General features: G+C 63.6%; 14 protein-coding genes. 13 read left to right on the top strand and 1 reads right to left on the bottom strand.

Features of this window, described 5'->3' with window-relative positions; genetic code table 11:
- The first annotated feature begins 186 nt into the window (after nucleotides 1–186).
- From AC0L3S_RS19240 to AC0L3S_RS19220, 5 genes are all read left to right on the top strand, one after another.
- Nucleotides 187–1386 carry a pyridoxal-phosphate-dependent aminotransferase family protein gene (locus AC0L3S_RS19240; protein WP_473280450.1) on the top strand — a complete coding sequence of 400 codons (1200 nt, stop codon included), beginning with the start codon at nucleotides 187–189 and terminating at the stop codon, nucleotides 1384–1386.
- Between the two features lie 44 nt (nucleotides 1387–1430).
- Nucleotides 1431–2228, top strand: a complete 798-nt coding sequence (locus AC0L3S_RS19235) for an enoyl-CoA hydratase/isomerase family protein (protein ID WP_473280447.1) — start codon at nucleotides 1431–1433, stop codon at nucleotides 2226–2228.
- Nucleotides 2229–2355: 127 nt separating this feature from the next.
- Nucleotides 2356–3342, top strand: a complete 987-nt coding sequence (locus tag AC0L3S_RS19230; protein WP_473280445.1) for a Bug family tripartite tricarboxylate transporter substrate binding protein — start codon at nucleotides 2356–2358, stop codon at nucleotides 3340–3342.
- 171 nt (nucleotides 3343–3513) lie between these two features.
- The gene (locus tag AC0L3S_RS19225; RefSeq protein WP_473280443.1) at nucleotides 3514–4056 is read left to right on the top strand and encodes a tripartite tricarboxylate transporter TctB family protein; all 543 of its coding nucleotides are present in this window, start codon (nucleotides 3514–3516) and stop codon (nucleotides 4054–4056) included.
- Nucleotides 4057–4068: 12 nt separating this feature from the next.
- On the top strand, nucleotides 4069–5556 hold the full coding sequence (locus tag AC0L3S_RS19220) for a tripartite tricarboxylate transporter permease (RefSeq protein WP_473280441.1): 1488 nt from the start codon (nucleotides 4069–4071) through the stop codon (nucleotides 5554–5556).
- A 471-nt stretch (nucleotides 5557–6027) separates the two neighbouring features.
- Here the strand turns inward: AC0L3S_RS19220 and AC0L3S_RS19215 are convergent, their stop codons facing one another.
- On the bottom strand, nucleotides 6028–7221 hold the full coding sequence (locus tag AC0L3S_RS19215; RefSeq protein WP_473280439.1) for a CaiB/BaiF CoA transferase family protein: 1194 nt from the start codon (nucleotides 7219–7221) through the stop codon (nucleotides 6028–6030).
- 660 nt (nucleotides 7222–7881) lie between these two features.
- Between AC0L3S_RS19215 and AC0L3S_RS19210 the strand changes: the two genes are divergently transcribed.
- From AC0L3S_RS19210 to AC0L3S_RS19175, 8 genes are all read left to right on the top strand, one after another.
- Nucleotides 7882–8088, top strand: a complete 207-nt coding sequence (locus tag AC0L3S_RS19210; RefSeq protein ID WP_473280436.1) for a hypothetical protein — start codon at nucleotides 7882–7884, stop codon at nucleotides 8086–8088.
- A gap of 222 nt (nucleotides 8089–8310) precedes the next feature.
- Complete coding sequence (locus AC0L3S_RS19205) at nucleotides 8311–9864, top strand: lipopolysaccharide biosynthesis protein (protein ID WP_473280433.1); 1554 nt, start codon at nucleotides 8311–8313, stop codon at nucleotides 9862–9864.
- 3 nt (nucleotides 9865–9867) lie between these two features.
- Nucleotides 9868–11706 (top strand): asparagine synthase (glutamine-hydrolyzing), encoded by a 1839-nt coding sequence (asnB, locus tag AC0L3S_RS19200; protein ID WP_473280431.1) that lies wholly within the window; start codon nucleotides 9868–9870, stop codon nucleotides 11704–11706.
- Between the two features lie 3 nt (nucleotides 11707–11709).
- A complete protein-coding gene (locus tag AC0L3S_RS19195) occupies nucleotides 11710–12798 on the top strand; it encodes a glycosyltransferase family protein (protein ID WP_473280428.1) in 1089 nt (362 codons plus the stop codon).
- 41 nt (nucleotides 12799–12839) lie between these two features.
- Complete coding sequence (locus tag AC0L3S_RS19190) at nucleotides 12840–13445, top strand: acyltransferase (protein ID WP_473280426.1); 606 nt, start codon at nucleotides 12840–12842, stop codon at nucleotides 13443–13445.
- Nucleotides 13435–14286 carry a class I SAM-dependent methyltransferase gene (locus AC0L3S_RS19185; RefSeq protein WP_473280423.1) on the top strand — a complete coding sequence of 284 codons (852 nt, stop codon included), beginning with the start codon at nucleotides 13435–13437 and terminating at the stop codon, nucleotides 14284–14286. The genes AC0L3S_RS19190 and AC0L3S_RS19185 overlap by 11 nt, the downstream gene beginning before the upstream one ends.
- Before the next feature lie 3 nt (nucleotides 14287–14289).
- Complete coding sequence (locus AC0L3S_RS19180; RefSeq protein ID WP_473280418.1) at nucleotides 14290–15222, top strand: NAD-dependent epimerase/dehydratase family protein; 933 nt, start codon at nucleotides 14290–14292, stop codon at nucleotides 15220–15222.
- A complete protein-coding gene (locus AC0L3S_RS19175) occupies nucleotides 15215–16420 on the top strand; it encodes a glycosyltransferase family 4 protein (protein ID WP_473280415.1) in 1206 nt (401 codons plus the stop codon). Before AC0L3S_RS19180 ends, AC0L3S_RS19175 begins: the two co-directional genes overlap by 8 nt.
- The last annotated feature ends 161 nt before the right edge of the window (nucleotides 16421–16581 follow it).

Raw genomic sequence — 16581 nt, 5'->3', positions numbered from 1 at the left:
TTGCCTACGGTCACGGCCCTTGGCAAGGCGAGCCCTGCTTCTTGTGCATTGACGGACCCCGCCCGGCGAGGGACAAGCCCGGCGAATAGTGATATTCGAGCGGCTCGCGCAGCCCCTTCAGTCCGAAAGGCTCGAAGTCAAGCTGGGCTTAAGCCAAGGCAGACTCAAAGACCGGGAAGGACGCCGATGACCGTGCATACTGGAAGGCATTTTCTCCAGATTCCAGGACCGACCAACGTGCCCGACCGGGTGCTGCGGGCGATGGACATGCCGACGCTGGACCATCGCGGTCCGGAGTTCGCCGAGCTCGGTTTCGCCGTCCTCGCCGGCATGCAGCGGGTGTTCCGCACCAAGCAGCCCGTGATCATCTTCCCCTCGTCCGGCACCGGCGCCTGGGAAGCTGCGATGGTCAACGTGCTCGCGCCCGGCGACAAGGTCCTGATGTGCGAGACCGGCCAGTTCGCCGTGCTGTGGCGTGGCATCGCCGACAAGTTCAAGCTCGACGTCGACTTCATCCCGAGCGACTGGCGCCATGGTGCCGACCTCGCCGAGATGGAGAAGCGCCTTGCCGCCGACAAGCAGCACACCATCAAGGCGGTTTGCGTCGTCCACAACGAGACCTCGACCGGCTGCGTGACGCCGCCGCTGGAGGTGCGCAAGCTGCTCGACCGGGTCAAGCATCCCGCGCTGCTGATGGTCGACACCATCTCCGGCCTCGGCTCGATCGAGTATGAGCACGATGCCTGGGGCATCGACGTCTCGGTCGCCGGCTCGCAGAAGGGCCTGATGCTGCCGCCCGGCCTCGGCTTCAACGCCGTCTCGGAGAAGGCGCTCGCGGTGGCCAAGGCCAACCCCGGCATGCGCTCCTATTGGGATTGGCAGGAGGTCATCGGCTTCAACAAGCTCGGCACCTTCCCCTATACGCCCGCGACCAATTTGCTCTACGGCCTGCGCGAGGCGATCAAGATGCTGGAAGAGGAGGGGCTCGAGAACGTCTGGACCCGCCACAAGCGCCACAGCGCGGCGACGCGTGCCGCGATCAAGGTCTGGGGCCTGGAGACGCAGTGCGCCGACCCTGCCGCGCATTCCCCGGCGTTGACCGGCGTGCGCGTGCCTGATGGCCATGACGCCGATGCCTTCCGCAAGGTGGTGCTGGAAAACTTCGACATGTCGCTTGGCACCGGCCTGAACAAGGTCAAGGGCAAGGTGTTCCGCATCGGCCATATCGGCCATTTCAACGATCTGATGCTGATGGGGACGCTCGCCGGCGTCGAGATGGGCCTCGATCTTGCAAAGATCCCGCACCGGAGCGGCGGCGTGTTGGCGGCCATGGACGTCCTGAAGGGACGCGATGCGGTGCCGATGACCAAGGCTCAAGTGGCCTGAAGGCGCAGGTCGCCTGAACTAACTTAGAGAGAAGAGAGCGCGCGATGAACGCACCGACGACTGCCAATGAAGACCTGCTCTACTCCGTCACGGACGGCATCGCGCGGATCACCTTCAACCGCCCGCAGGCGCGCAACGCACTGACCTTCGCCATGTACGAGCGCATGGCGGCGATCTGCCAGGAGATCAACGCCGACCGTTCGATCAAGGCGCTGATCCTGACCGGCGCCGGCGACAAGGCGTTTGCCTCCGGCACCGACATTTCTCAATTCCGTGCGTTCAAAACCGCGCAGGATGCGCTCGACTATGAGGCGCGCATCGACCGCGTGCTCGGCACGCTGGAGCAGTGCCGCGTGCCCGTGATCGCGGCGATCGCGGGGGCATGCACTGGCGGCGGTGCCGGCATTGCGGCTTGCTGCGACCTCCGCATCGGGACCGAAACGACGCGCATCGGGTTTCCGATCGCGCGCACGCTCGGCAACTGCCTGTCGATGTCGAATATCAGCCGCGTCGTCTCGCTGGTCGGCCCCGCCCGCACCAAGGATATGATCTTCAAGGCGCGCCTCGTCGAGGCGCCGGAGGCGCTGGCCCTCGGCCTCCTCACCGAGGTCGTCCCTGATGTCGAGACGCTGCAGCGCCGCGCCGACGAGACCGCCAGGCTCGTGGCGAGCCACGCCCCGCTGACGCTTGAAGCGACCAAGGAGGCAGTGCGCCGCATCCGCCGCACGCTGTCGCGCGAAGAGGGCGAGGATCTGATCCTCAAGGCATATATGAGCGAAGATTTCCGCGAGGGAATGGACGCCTTCCTCAACAAGCGCACGCCGAACTGGAAGGGCAAGTAGCGCGGCCCCGGCTTGGCTTCGTCAGCCGAAAGTCATAGGCAGCAGCATGCTCGCCTGCTTGAACTCGCTCGCATTAGTCCGCACAATGCGTTGATAAACAAAGCCAACACTTCAAGGGACGAAACTCGTGCGAATTCTAGTGAAAGCTGTTGGCGTTGCAGCGGCGCTATCGTTGAGCACGCCGGCCTTTGCCGGCTGGGAGCCGACCAAGCCGGTCGAGATCGTGGTCGCGGCGGGCGCGGGCGGCGCCTCCGACCAGATGGCGCGGATGATGCAGGCCGCGATCCAGAAGAACAACCTGATGAAGCAGCCGATCGTGGTCTCGCTCAAGGGCGGTGCGTCGGGCGCGGAAGCGCTGATGTACATGAAATCCAGCGAGGGCGACCCCAACAAGGTGCTGATCGCCTATTCGCTGATCTACATGCTGCCGCTGTCGGCAAAGATCCCGTTCAACTGGCGTGAGCTGACCCCGGTTTCGGTGATCGCGCTCGACCAGTTCGTGCTGTGGGACAACAGCGCGGGTCCCAAGACGGTGAAGGAGTTCGTCGCGGCCGCGAAGGCGGCGAGCGCGCCGTTCAAGATGGGCGGCACCGGCTCCAAGCGCGAGGATCACGTGCTGACCGTGTTCCTCGAGCAGAAGACCGGCGCGAAATTCTCCTATCTGCCCTACAAGTCCGGCGGCGAGGCCGCGACCCAGCTCGTCGGCAACCACACCGAATCCAACGTCAACAATCCATCCGAAAATCTCGAAGTCTGGCGCGCAGGCCAGGTGCGTCCGCTCTGCGTGTTCGACAAGGAGCGGATCTCCTACACCGGCAAAGTCACGGAGACGCAGTCGTGGGCCGACATCCCGACCTGCAAGGAGGAGGGCGTCGATGTGCAGTATCTGATGCTGCGCGCGACGTTCCTGCCCGGCAAGGTCACGGCGGAGCAGCAGGCATTCTATGTCGAGCTGTTCCACAAGGTGACGCAGACCGCGGAATACAAGGACTACATGGAAAAGCAGGCGTTGAAGCCGATCTTCCTCACCGGCAAGGACATGGTGCAATTCCTCGAGGAGGACGATGCAGTCAACAAGTCGCTGATGACGGAAGCCGGATTCGTCGCGAAGTAAGCACATCCTCCGCGTCATGCCCCGCCTAGTGCGCACTTGCGCACGGGGGGCGGGGCATCCAGTATCGCACAGAACTCCAAGACGGCTTCTGCACGGCGTACTGGATCATCCGCTCCTGTGCGCAATTGCGCACCAGGCGGATGATGACAGCGCAAGTTGACTTGGTAGCTCATGCCCCAAACCGATCTTGAAATCGTCGTCGACGATCCGACCGCGCCCGAAGACGACTCGCCTTCCGTCGTTTCCTCCGGCACGATCGAGATATTCGTCTGTCTCCTGTTGCTCGCGCTGGCCGCCACGCTCGGCTACGACAATTGGCGCACCGGCGCCTCCTGGGATTCGACCGGGCCGGAGCCCGGCTATTTCCCGTTCTATCTCTCCGTCATTCTCGGTGGTGCCAGCCTCTACGGCCTGATCGTGGCGCTGGTCGCGCACCGCGCGGCAGCCGCAACCTTCGTCACGCGTGCGCAAGCCCGCCGCGTGATGGCGGTGTTCGTGCCGACACTTCTGTTCTGCCTGGCGACGCAGTTTCTCGGCCTCTATGTCGCGAGCTTCCTGCTGATCGCCAGCTTCATGCGCCTGGTCGGCAAGATCGCGCTGTGGAAGTCGCTGCTCACCGCTGTCGTATTCACGGCGATCATGTTCGTTACCTTCGACATCGCCTTCGACGTCATCATGCCGAAAGGGCCGCTCGAAGCGGCCTTCGGCCACTAAGGCGAGCCCGCGATGGAAGCTCTCGGCCTGTTGCTTCACGGTTTCGCCGTCCTGCTGACGTGGAAGACGCTCGCGCTGATGATGGTCGGGCTGGTGCTCGGCATCTTCGTCGGCGTCCTGCCCGGGCTCGGCGGACCCAACGGCGTCGCGATCCTGCTGCCGCTCACCTTCACGATGGATCCGACCTCGGCGATCGTGATGCTGTCCTGCATCTACTGGGGCGCGCTGTTCGGCGGCGCGATCACCTCGATCTTGTTCAACATCCCCGGCGAAGCCTGGTCAGTCGCGACCACTTTCGACGGCTATCCGATGGCGCAGCAGGGCAGGGCGGCGGAGGCGCTGACCGCGGCGTTCACGTCCTCTTTCATCGGCTCGCTGGTCGCGGTGCTGCTGATCACCTTCCTCGCGCCGATGATCTCGTCGTTTGCGCTGAAGTTCGGCCCACCGGAGTTCTTCGCGGTGTATCTTTTGACCTTCTGCTCCTTCGTCGGCCTCGGGCGCGAGGCCAAGCACAAGACCGTCATCTCGATGTCGCTGGGGCTGTTGCTCGCCGGCATCGGCATGGACACGGTGTCTGGCAATCTGCGCATGACTTTCGGCTCGTCCGAGCTGCTCCGTGGCATCAACTTCCTCGTCGCCGTCATCGGGCTGTTCGGCATCAGCGAGATCCTGCTGACGATGGAGGAGCGCCTCGCGTTGCGCGGACACGCGGCGAGCATTTCGCTGCGCGTCGTGCTGAGCGTTTGGAAGGACCTGCCTAAATACTGGGTGACGCTGCTGCGCTCCTCCTTCATCGGCTGCTGGCTCGGCATTACCCCGGGCGGCGCGATCGCCGCCTCGTTCATGGGCTACAATCTCGCCAAGCGTTTCTCCAAGGATCCCGAGAGCTTCGGCAAGGGCCGCATCGAGGGCGTGTTCGCGCCCGAGACGGCCGCGCATGCCTCCGGCACCGCGGCGCTGCTGCCGATGCTGGCGCTCGGCATTCCCGGCTCCGGCACTGCCGCGATCCTGCTCGGCGGGTTGATGGTGTGGGGGCTCAATCCGGGACCGCTGCTGTTCGTCGAGCACAAGGACTTCGTCTGGGGCCTGATCGCCTCGATGTATCTCGGCAACGTCGTCGGCCTCGTGCTGGTGCTGACGACGGTGCCGATCTTCGCCTCGATCCTGCGCGTGCCGTTCGCCGCGGTTGCGCCGATGATCGTGGTGTCATGCGCGATCGGCGCCTATGCGATCCAGAACGCGATGTTCGATATCTGGCTGATGCTCGGCTTCGGCGTGGTCGGCTACGTCTTCAAGAAGATCGGCATTCCGCTCGCGCCGTTCACGCTGGCGCTCGTGCTCGGCAACCGCGCCGAGGATGCGTTCCGCCTGTCGATGATCGGCGCCGGCGGCGACCTCAGGGTGTTTTGGTCGAATGGCCTGGTAGGCTCGATCACGACCTTGGCCATCGTGCTGCTGTTTTGGCCGGCTATCGAAAAGGTCGCGCGGAGGATTTCTTGAACTTTGCCAATCCTCTTGCCAAAAATGCTAGAATGCTTACGTCGTTGTCCAGGATACCGGAACGGCATCATGACATATAACGCCTGTCTTGACATCTGAATCTAGGAACTCTCCCAAGACTGCTGCCATATTTGGCTTCCTAGGTATAAAGTGACTAGCGGGACTTTTTCGTTCTGCATCTGAAAGGTTTTGAACTAAATCGTAAATCGGAACGCGCTCGGTATGCCATTGGGCCAATACACTACCGCAATGGCATTGGAATTCTCCCGACTCTCTTGCCGGAGCTTTTTTCACTGAGCGGTGATAGATGTTGAGACATTGTGGGCAGATCACACAGTCATGCATACTGGATGTACCGGTGAGGGTATGTCAGCGCTGACGTTGTCTCTACAGCACACCGTCTCTGTTCGAACCCTACCGAAATCCGTCGCAAGAGCCGCGCCATTTTTTTGGATACCTCACGCAAGACGCTCATACCACTTTAGCGTCCCGCAGGCTTGCGATCTCGTCCGTGCCGAAGCCGAATTCTTTAAGCACATCGTCAGTCTGCTCGCCGAAGTCCGGCGGCCGCGCTACCATTCTGCTTGGCGTGCGCGATAGCGTCACGGGCTGGCCGACGAGGCGGATCTCGCGACCCTCGTCATTCGGCACCTCCTCCGCGATGCCGAGATGCTTGACCTGCTCGTCTTCGAACATCTGGTCGATGGCGTAGATCGGCCCGCAGGGCACGCCGGCCTCGTTGAGTTCACGGACCCAGGTCTCGGTGGACTTCGTCAAGGTACGCTTTTCGATCTCGGCATTGAGCGCGTCGCGGTTCTTGGAGCGGGCCGGCGCGGTCAGATAGTCGGGATGGCTGTAGAGTTCCGGCGCGCCGATCGCCTGCGCGCAGCGCTCCCAGATCCGGCCGCCCGTGGTGGCGATGTTGATGTAGCCGTCCGAGGTCTTGAACACGCCGGTCGGAATGCTGGTCGGGTGGTTGTTGCCGGCCTGTTTGGCCACTTCCTTCTCCATCAGCCAGCGCGCGGCCTGGAAGTCGAGCATGAAGATCTGGGCCTGCAGCAGCGAGGTCTGCACCCACTGGCCCTTGCCCGAGACCTCGCGCTCCAGCAGCGCGGTGAGGATGCCCATGGCACAGAACAGACCGGCGGTGAGGTCGGCGACCGGAATGCCGACCCGCATCGGGCCTTCGCCCGGCGCGCCGGTGATCGACATCAACCCGCCCATGCCTTGCGCGATCTGATCGAAGCCCGGCCGCTTGTGGTAGGGCCCGTCCTGGCCGAAGCCGGAGATGCTGCCATAGACGATGCGCGGATTGATCTCGCGCAGGCTCTCATAGTCGATGCCGAGCTTCTTCTTCACGTCGGGCCGGAAATTCTCCACCACGACGTCGGCCTTGGCGGCGAGGCGCTTGAACACGGCGAGCCCGCGCTCGTCCTTCAGGTTCAGCGTCATCGCCCGCTTGTTGCGGTGCAAATTCTGGAAGTCGGAGCCCCGCCGCGGCCCGCCCGGCTGCTCGCCGCCGGCATCCTCGGTGAGCGCGTCAATCTTGATCACGTTGGCGCCCCAGTCCGCGAGCTGCCGCACGCAGGTGGGCCCGGACCGGACGCGGGTCAAATCGAGCACGGTGAAGCGCGACAGGGCTTCCGAGGCATGCGGAAAGGGCATCTTGATGGGCTCCGGGACAGATTGCGGGCCTACCATAGTGCCGAAAGATCACGCGACAAGCCGGCTCGAAGCCGATCCCGCCTGCCGAAACGCCATGCCTGATGCAGCTTTGCTGCGGTGCCTGAAAGCTCAGCGCGACAAGCGCTTTAGTTCCGCGCGTGCCTGCTCGGCCAAGATAGTATCGCCGTACCGCGCAATGAAGAGCTCAGAGCGCTTCCCGCGTTCCCTTCCGGCGGACGGCTTCGTTATTCGTGACGCCGCTGACGGGGATGACGGCAGGCCGATCGTAACCACGTGCCGCAGTTGGCCGCGATCACCGCAGCGCTGCCAGATTTCAGCGTGGGACCCCTGTCCGCGCAGTCGTACAGATAGTAGTTCCCGCTGGACAAACCTTGCCTGATCCGGTGCGCATTAGAAAATTTGCGGATACCAGGTCTCGTTAGCCATTCTGCCAGATCGCCGGGGTCAGGAAGAGGCCGAACGGAAGGAATGCGGTGGTGCGCAGCGGCCTGCGTCGAACTTGATGTCGCCGGGCTCTAGTCCGTCCCGGCCACGCCAGGAGCGGTGCAGCACCATCAGGGACGCGACCGCAATTCTCGTGAACCGCATCGATCAGAAGGTCGCGCGTGTGCAGAGGCAGCATCGCTCAGCGGCTAGTCGTTGACGTCAGTGCAGCCGGGCGAGGTGACGTTGAAGCAGGGCGAGCGCAGCGAGGTCCTGGCTCTTCAGCGGCTGGACGCAGCCGCCCCCGTCAGCCCGCCCGCGGATGCCGGCGGCAGGCCGACGATGCCGGGCCCGGCCGATCCGGCGCTCTCGCCTTCCGCGCCCCGCTCCACGCCGAAGAACGGCGAGTCGGATGGGCTCTGAGCGTGCCTTCCCGGGAAGCCGCAGCCGTCCGTGATCCGTCCTGGCAAGCCTCGGGCCGAGCCTTGAAAGAACGGTCGAACGGGTCCGGCCCAGCCGGGCCGGCTGCGGTCCCTGCCGGCTATCGACATTCCGCGAACTGACTGCTAGCCCGAATTCGCGATGCCTTGGGGACCCCGATCGGCGCGGGCAAAGGCTTGGTGAGGTGATGGCCGGGTGGCTGGCATGACGTTGAGAAAAACACCGCCCGATCTGCTGGGGAATTCCGCGTGGAATGCGATGGCCTTCCTGGTGGCCGTGGTGCTGAACCTGGCCATCCTGCCTTTCGTGATCACTCACCTCGGTCTCGCTGCATTCGGCGTCGCAAGTCTTGTCACCGCATGCATTGCGCCAGCACTGGTGTTCAGCAACGCGCTCGGACTGTCGACGTCGCGCGAGCTTGCACAGCGACTGGAGCCGTCCGACCGCGACGACGCGCGACGCCTGTTCGCGACCGCGGTCCTGCTCGCGGTCGGCGCGGGCGGGCCGATCGCCATTTTCCTGTTGGTTGCCGGGGCTCCGCTCGCGCGTCTCGGATTTCATCTGGCCGGTCCGGCCGCCGCGGATCTCGCGCTGGCCTTCGCACTGGCCGGTATCGGCTGGTTGTGCCAGTGTATATCGGCGGTCTTGATTTCGCTGTTCACCGCGCGGCAAGACTATCGCCGGATCGCCTCGATCGGCATCGTCAGCACCGTGGTCTCGACTCTTTCGATGCTCCTCCTGATCCCCGCCGCCCCATACGCATCGACATTCCTGGGTTGCCAGGCGCTGGGGTTAGCGATCGGCCTGCTGCTGGCCCTGGCTTGGTGCAGCGGCCACATGCGTCCGTGGCTGGCGCCCCCCGCATTGCATCGCGAGGCGCTTGGCAGGCTGGTGCGGCTGGGCGGATGGCAGGTTGCCGCGCAGGGCGGTGCGCTGCTTGCGGGGCAGGCCGATCGATATCTGCTCGGTGCGCTGCTGCAACCGCAGTTTGTCGGTTTCTACGGCGTTGCGCAGCGCCTGCAGGAGGCGACCTATATCGGTATCCTGAAGGTCGGCGAGATCCTGTTTCCCTTCTTCAGCACGCTGCAAGGGGAGAGCGAGGACCGCAAGGTCGATCTGCTGTTCCGATCGTCGTGGGTTCTCAACGTCCTGGCCGCAAGTGCCCTGGGCGGATTGATCCCCGTGGCCGGCCCGATGCTGCATGTTTGGACCGGCGCCGAGGTCGCGGCCGAGGCTGCACGGGTTCTCGTCGTCCTGTCGATTGCCGGGATCCTCGGATCGAGCGCGAACGTCTTCGGCTTTTACTTGCTGGCGCACGGGCGGTCGCGCTCCAATGCACTGATCGCGTTGATCACGGGGGTCGTCACACTCGCTACCAGCGCGATCGCGTTGCCACGCTTCGGATGGCAGGCCGCAGGCTGGAGCGCATGCGCCGGAATGATCGCGCAGATGGCGACCATTGTCTTCCTGCTGCGCCGTAGTTTTGACGTCGCCGGCATGTGGTCGCGCATCGTGCATTGCGTGCTGATGCCGCTCGGCATCGGGATCGCGACGGCGCTGGCGGTGCGATACGGTCTCGACCGCGCGCCATTCCAGCCCGCGCCGTCCTGGTGGTCGGTGGGAGCTGTTTCGTCGGTGACGGCCGCGATCATTTTCGCAATCGCGGTTGCGGCGTCGCAATTGGGTCCGTATCGAAGGGCTTGCCGGCAAGATATTCGTTCGATCGTCAGTCGCTTCTTGCCCCTCAAGGCTGTCTAGGACATGTGCGGAATCGCAGGCATCGTAAATCTGGGTGGCAATGCGGTCGAACCGGCCGACATCTCGCGGCTGACGGCGCTGATTGCGCATCGCGGTCCGTTCGGCGAGGGGACCTGGTTCAGCGCGGACCGAAGCGTCGCATTCGGCCACCGCCGCCTGGCGATCATCGATCCCGGCGAGGGCGGCTATCAGCCCATGCTGTCTGCGGACGGCCGCCACGTGATCGTGTTCAACGGGGAGATCTACAACTTCCTCGAGCTTCGCCGCGAGCTCGAGGCGCAGGGCGCGGTGTTCCGCAGCCAATCCGATACCGAAGTGATCCTGGCCGCCTGGCAGGCTTGGCGGGAGGACATGCTGCCCCGCTTCAACGGCATGTGGGCCTTGGCGATCTTCGACACCAGCACCCGCGAGCTGTTCCTTGCGCGCGACCGCTTCGGCATCAAGCCGCTGCTCTATGCCGCGTCGCCGGAACGATTCATCTTCGCCTCCGAGCAGCGGGCGCTGGTGCGGAGCGGACTGATCGATACTTCCGTTGACATGGAGGTTGCACGCCGGCTGCTGCTCGATGCCTTCGGGATCGAAGGAAGCGAGTGGACCCTGTTTCGGCAGGTTCGCCGCCTGCAGGGCGGCCACTGCATGTGGCTTCGTCAGGGCAAGGTCAGTGTCAAGCGTTGGTGGCGGACCGTGGATCATCTGCCGCCGGTGCCGGCCACCGAAGCCGAGCGTGTCGCGCGCTTTCGCGAGCTGTTCCAGGACGCCGTGGCCCTGCGCATGCGCAGCGACGTCCCGATCGGAACATGCCTGTCCGGTGGCTTCGATTCGTCGGCCGTGATTTGCGCCATGGCGGCGCATGAGAAAGAAGGCATGGGGCCGCGCGACAGCACGGCATGGCGTCACGCCTTTGTTGCGACGTTCCCCGGCGCCTTGAACGACGAGAGGCCGATGGCCGAGGAGGCCGCCGTCTGGGCCAATGTCGCGCCAACTTTTCTCGAAATCGGACAGGCCGATGCGCTGACGGACATCGATCAGATTCTCGACGATCTCGATGACGTCTACATCGCGTTGCCCAGCGCGATATGGCTGCTCTATCGGCAATTGACCCAAAACAACGTGACGGTGTCACTCGACGGCCACGGGGCAGACGAGCTGATGGGCGGCTATTTGCAGGAAGGACAAGCGCGCGCGTTTCAAATACGGAACGCGGCAGAGGACCTCGCGTCGCGTTCGAAACTGGCCCGGCGTTGTGTGGATGCCCTGCGTGCGTTGGCCCTCAAGCGCAAGGGCGTGTATTTTCTGCGCGGTGGCCTGCGCAATCTTCCCGCCCCGCTCCCGCTGATAGCGGAGGACGATGTGCTGCCGCGTGAATGGGGTGGCTTGAACAAGCGCCTCTATCGGATGTTTCACAGCACGGTGCTGCCCACCATCCTGCGCAACTTCGACCGCCTTTCGATGGCGCACGGCGTCGAAGTTCGCATGCCCTTCATGGATTGGCGGCTGGTGACCTATACGATGGCGCTTCCCGAAAGCAGCAAGTCGGCAGACGGCTATACCAAGGCTGTTGCCCGGCGGGCGATGGCCAATTTGATGCCGGAGTCCATCCGCACCGCGCGCCGCAAGGTCGGCTTCAACTCGCCGATGCCGGAATGGTTGAACGGACCGCTGGCCGGTTGGACGGCCGACCTGCTGGACAAGAATGTGCCGGCGTTTGCGGAGCTGGTGGATGAAGCGGGTCTGCGCGCGGCGGTCAGCCGTTTGACGGCCTCGAAGTCCTGGGACTGGGAGTCGGTCGGGCGGATCTGGCCGTATCTGAATATGAAATGGATGTTGGCGAGGTACGCGTAGACAATGCGTCTGTTCCAGAATAGCGCCCTCTATCCGTCTTATCTGCCGCGGTTGAACCAGCTCGCGGCGGGCACGCAGAGCTTCGCGGAGCGGCGGCGCGTGTTTCTGGACGACCGTTTCGGCGCGTCGCATTTTCTTCAACCGGTGCTCGACGGTTCGCCGGAGGCCTTCTTCACCAACGGTGACGACGAGGTCCTGCAGCGCCGCTGGGCACGCGAGCAGGGCATGTCGGGCGAGCCCACGCTCGAGGCCATTCTGCTCGCGCAGATCGAGCATCACGCCACCGAGGTATTCTACAATCTCGATCCCGTGCGCTACCCAAGCGTATTCGTTGCCAAGCTGCCGGGCTGCGTGAAGAAGGCGCTGTGCTGGCGTGCCGCGCCGTCGGGAAATGCCGATTTCACTGCCTATCGCGCAGTGCTCGGAAATGCTCCCTCTATCCTCGATATCTGGCGCCGCAAGGGATGCCGGGTCGAAACATTCTTTCCGGCGCATGATCCGGTGATGGACGAGTATGGTCACGGCGAGCGTCCCATCGACGTCGCCTTCGCCGGCGGCTACTCGCGGCATCATCGCGTGCGCGCCAGGACGCTGGAGCAGGTCGCGCAGCTCGCCGATAGCCGCAATATCGTGCTTTGTCTCGATGCATCGCGCCTGACCAGGCTCGCGGAAAGCACGATCGGGCGATTGCTGCCGCTGCGACAACACCGGCGCCCCGATGCCATCGCCGCCATTGCGAGGCCACCGGTGTTCGGCAGAGCCCTCTACGAACTGATCGGCTCGTCGAAGATCGTGCTCAACGGCGCGATCGACATGGCCGGCACGGATCGCGGCAACATGCGTTGCTTCGAGGCGATGGGATGTGGCGCACTGCTTGTCTCCGACGCCGGTAGCTATCCGGCCGGCATGCAGGAGGGAGTGACTATCGAGACCTACGGCAACCCGGAACAGGCCGTCGAGGTCATTTCACGCAGTCTGCAAGACTGGCCCAGATCGGCGGAGATCGCTGCGCTCGGTCGGACCCGCATTCGGGAGATCTACAGCAAGGACGTGCAATGGAAGCAGTTCGGCGACCTCGTCGGACGGGTTTAGCCGTGCTAGAGCGTCCAGGACGACGCGATTTCAGTTGATTCATGACCCTCGACTTCCTGATCCAGCGGCTCACCGGCCGCAATAGCGACTACCTGATCCAGCGCATGATGGGCCGGGCGACTTGCCGTCTCGATGACGGGGCAGCGCTCGGAGCCAGCGCGAGGATCAGGAACATCCGCGGTGATTCCGACAGGATCGTCATCGGCCCACAGAGCCGGATCCTCGGCGAACTCATGACTTTCGCCCATGGCGGCGAGATCAAGATTGGCGAATGGTGCTATGTCGGCGAGGGAACGCGGATCTGGTCGGCCGGCTCCATCGAGATCGGAAACCGGGTTCTGATCTCCCATTCGGCAAATGTCTTCGACAGTCTGACCCATCCGATCGGGGCGGCCGCGCGGCACGCGCAGGTCCGGCAGATCTTCACAAATGGTCATCCGTGCAAACTCTCGCTCGACGAAAGCCCGGTCCGGATTTGCGATGATGCCTGGATTGGCGCGGGAGCCATGGTGCTGCGCGGCGTGACCGTCGGGCAGGGGGCCGTGGTGGCGGCCGGGGCTGTCGTGACCAAGGACGTGCCGCCCTTCTCGATCGTGGCCGGAAATCCGGCTGTGCTGGTCAGGGAGCTCCGGTCCGATGAGCGGTGACGACAAGTTCACGACGTGGGAGGATGCCGTTGTCTGGCTGCGCAATCAGCCGGATCAGGGTCAGCTCGTGCGTGACGCCTTCTACGATGATCCGCTGATCGCGGCCGCCGAGCGCTATTTTCAGAGTTCCGAATGGCAGGCGGTCACGGCGCTCCTGGCCGGGCGCTCCGGCTCGGCTCTCGATGTGGGAGCTGGTCGCGGCATTGCCAGCTACGCGCTGGCTCGCAGCGGATTCGAGGTGACTGCCCTCGAGCCCGATGGCAGCGCCATCGTCGGCGCTGCGGCAATCCGGGCTCTTGCGGCGAGCACGCAGCTGCCTATCCACGTGGTCGAGGAGTTTTCCGAGCGCCTGCCGTTCGCCGACAACACTTTCGATCTCGTTTTCGCGCGCGCCGTGCTCCATCATACGCGCGACCTTGATGGTGCCTGCCGCGAGATGTTTCGCGTGCTTCGCCCCGGCGGTATGCTGATCGCGGCGCGCGAGCACGTGATCAGCAAGGAAGGCGATCTTCAAAAATTCCTCGATCAGCATCCGCTGCATCACCTCTACGGGGGCGAGCATGCCTACCTGCTCGACCGCTATACCGGCGCGTTGAAGTCGGCCGGGTTCGCCACTGTCGGGACACTGGCTCCGCTGCAGAGCGCGATCAATCTGTTCCCGTATACGATGCAGACGCTGCGATCCGCGGTCGTCGAAAAACTGACGCGGAAGATTCCCGCCGGCCCGCTGTGGCGCGCGGCGTTTGCTTCGCAGCATGTCTTCGCGTCCCTGCTCTCGCTTGCCGAGCGCTTTGACCACCGGCCCGGTCGGCTCTATTCGTTCGTCTGTCACAAGGTCTAGGACATGTCCACGTGGGTTACCGGTGCGAACGGATTCATCGGACGTCATCTCGTTCGCGAGTTGGCGAGCGCCGGGCATGCGGTCCATGGCGTCGGTCACGGTGCGCTCGATCAGGCCCAGGCACAGGCCCTCGGTTTGCAGACCTGGATCAATGGCGAAGTTGACGCGGCCAATCTGAGCGCGCTCGCAGCCTTGCACGGGCTGCCGTCGCAGGTCTTCCATCTGGCTGGCGGATCGTCGGTCGGGCTGTCAATCGCGCGCCCGTTCGAGGATTTTTCGCGGACCGTGACGAGCACGGCGCGGCTGCTCGAATGGCTTCGAAGTTTTGCGCCCAGCAGCCGGCTGATCGTGGTGTCGAGCGCCGCGGTCTACGGCGCCGATCACACCGGTCCGATTCCCGAGAACGCGGCGCTTCTGCCGATGTCGCCCTACGGACACCACAAGCTGGTCATGGAACAGTTGTGCCAAAGCTACGTCCAGAGCTTCGGCATTCACTGCATGGTCGTGCGACTGTTTTCTGTCTACGGTCCCCACCTTCGCAAGCAACTGTTCTGGGATATCTGCTCTCGGCTGCGGAGCGAGGTGGAAATGGTGGATCTCGGAGGGACGGGGGCCGAGATCAGGGATTGGACCGACGTTCGCGACGTCGTTCGCTTGCTGGCGCGCGTCGCGGAGGCGGAGTGGCAGGACGGTTTTGGCGTGATCAATGGCGGTTCGGGGCGCGGCGTCAGCGTGGCCGATATTGCCGAGGGACTGATGAGGCAGTGGGACAGCAAAACGGTCGTGCGCTTTTCCGGCGTCGCGCGGCCAGGGGATCCGACGAGCTTGCTGGCGGACAATGGGCGCGTGCTCGACATGAATTTCGATTGGCGTATCCCGCTGGAGCGCGGGCTGGCCGACTACGTCGAATGGTTCAGGAGCCAGGCTCGTGCCTGAGCGCGCGCCGCTGCGGATTGCATTCACCAACATTCCACGTCGACTATGGGCGGGTGGTTACAACTATCAACGCAATCTGTTCGAGGTGCTCAACCGGCATTCTCCGGGGACGGTGGTACCCGTGCTGTTTGCCGGAACGGCGGACGATCCCGAGGAGATCGCGGTGCTTGCCGGCATTCCCGGCGTTGAGGTCGTGCGCTCGCCGGTGTTCGATCACGCCGCGACCGGTCTTGCCCGGGCGACAGACCTCGCCCGCGCGATCGTATTTGGTTTGGACGCACCTGCCGTCGCCGAATTCAAGGCCAGCAAGATCGACATGGTGTTCGAGTCCGCACGCTTCTTTGGCTGGCGCCTGCCATTTCCGGCGGTCGCATGGTTCCCGGATTTCCAGCATCGACTGCTCCCGCATCTGTTCTCCAGGAGCGCATATTGGCGGCGTGATCTCGGCTTTCGGGTTCAGATCGCATCGGGTCGGCACATCATGTTGAGCAGCGCCACGGCGCTCGGCGATCTCAAGAAGTTCTATCCGGGCAATTCGAACGGCGTCTCGGTCGTCCGGTTTGCGACCGAGCCGCCCGCCAGTCTGCTCGCCACGCAGCCGTCCGACGTGATTGCGCATTATGGTCTTCCGTCACGGTATTTTTATCTGCCAAACCAGTTCTGGCGGCACAAAAATCATCAGATCGTGGTCGATGCGCTTGATCTGCTGAAATGTCGGGGGCTGGACATCGTCGTCGCGGCATCCGGCAATACGCAGGACTTCCGCGAATCCGGACTTTTCGAGAGGACCATGAGTGAGGTCCGGTCGCGCGGTCTCGATATGAACTTCAGGCATCTCGGAATGATCCCGCTGGATCACGTCTACGCCCTCCTGCGCGCATCGATGGCCCTCATCAATCCTTCGGAGTGCGAGGGGTGGAGCACCACGGTCGAAGAAGCGAAGTCGTTTGGTGTCCCGATGATTCTGTCGGACATCGATGTCCATCACGAGCAGGCCGGGGGCAACGCGCGATATTTCGGCATCCGCAACGCCGAGGCGCTGGCGGATCAAATGTTGCGGGTTGTGCAAACAGCTGGGGCTCCGACCGTCCGCAATTTGTTGCCGAACCTCCAGTGCGTAGAGGCATTCGTTGCGGATTTTATCCGATTGACCCGGGATGTGATGGCCTCACGGAGCAGTTTGGCCTGCTGTGCCTGAGAGCTAGTGGCGATATTTACAAGTTAAGACCGCAATGCTAGCAGGTACGCGTGTTAGGTCTCGTTGCTGGATCAGTTTTAGTCATCATCGATGTTGATGCCATTGGGGCTTTTTTGTCGTCGCGGGGACAGAGTTATTGATCCTCTCGGCGATCGGGTATC

The sequence above is a fragment of the Bradyrhizobium sp. Ken01 genome (genome assembly GCF_055807355.1).
The sequence above is the reverse complement of the archived record's forward strand: the minus strand, read 5'-3'. Positions and strand labels throughout refer to the sequence as shown.

What these genes read in the sequence shown, in the direction of transcription:
- AC0L3S_RS19220 (WP_473280441.1), top strand. Translation starts at nt 4,069, where the DNA reads ATGGAAGCTCTCGGCCTGTTGCTTCACGGTTTCGCCGTCCTGCTGACG.
- AC0L3S_RS19235 (WP_473280447.1), top strand. Translation starts at nt 1,431, where the DNA reads ATGAACGCACCGACGACTGCCAATGAAGACCTGCTCTACTCCGTCACG.
- AC0L3S_RS19180 (WP_473280418.1), top strand. Translation starts at nt 14,290, where the DNA reads ATGTCCACGTGGGTTACCGGTGCGAACGGATTCATCGGACGTCATCTC.
- AC0L3S_RS19195 (WP_473280428.1), top strand. Translation starts at nt 11,710, where the DNA reads ATGCGTCTGTTCCAGAATAGCGCCCTCTATCCGTCTTATCTGCCGCGG.
- AC0L3S_RS19185 (WP_473280423.1), top strand. Translation starts at nt 13,435, where the DNA reads ATGAGCGGTGACGACAAGTTCACGACGTGGGAGGATGCCGTTGTCTGG.
- AC0L3S_RS19205 (WP_473280433.1), top strand. Translation starts at nt 8,311, where the DNA reads ATGACGTTGAGAAAAACACCGCCCGATCTGCTGGGGAATTCCGCGTGG.
- AC0L3S_RS19190 (WP_473280426.1), top strand. Translation starts at nt 12,840, where the DNA reads ATGACCCTCGACTTCCTGATCCAGCGGCTCACCGGCCGCAATAGCGAC.
- asnB (WP_473280431.1), top strand. Translation starts at nt 9,868, where the DNA reads ATGTGCGGAATCGCAGGCATCGTAAATCTGGGTGGCAATGCGGTCGAA.
- AC0L3S_RS19225 (WP_473280443.1), top strand. Translation starts at nt 3,514, where the DNA reads ATGCCCCAAACCGATCTTGAAATCGTCGTCGACGATCCGACCGCGCCC.
- AC0L3S_RS19240 (WP_473280450.1), top strand. Translation starts at nt 187, where the DNA reads ATGACCGTGCATACTGGAAGGCATTTTCTCCAGATTCCAGGACCGACC.
- AC0L3S_RS19215 (WP_473280439.1), bottom strand. Translation starts at nt 7,221, where the DNA reads ATGCCCTTTCCGCATGCCTCGGAAGCCCTGTCGCGCTTCACCGTGCTC.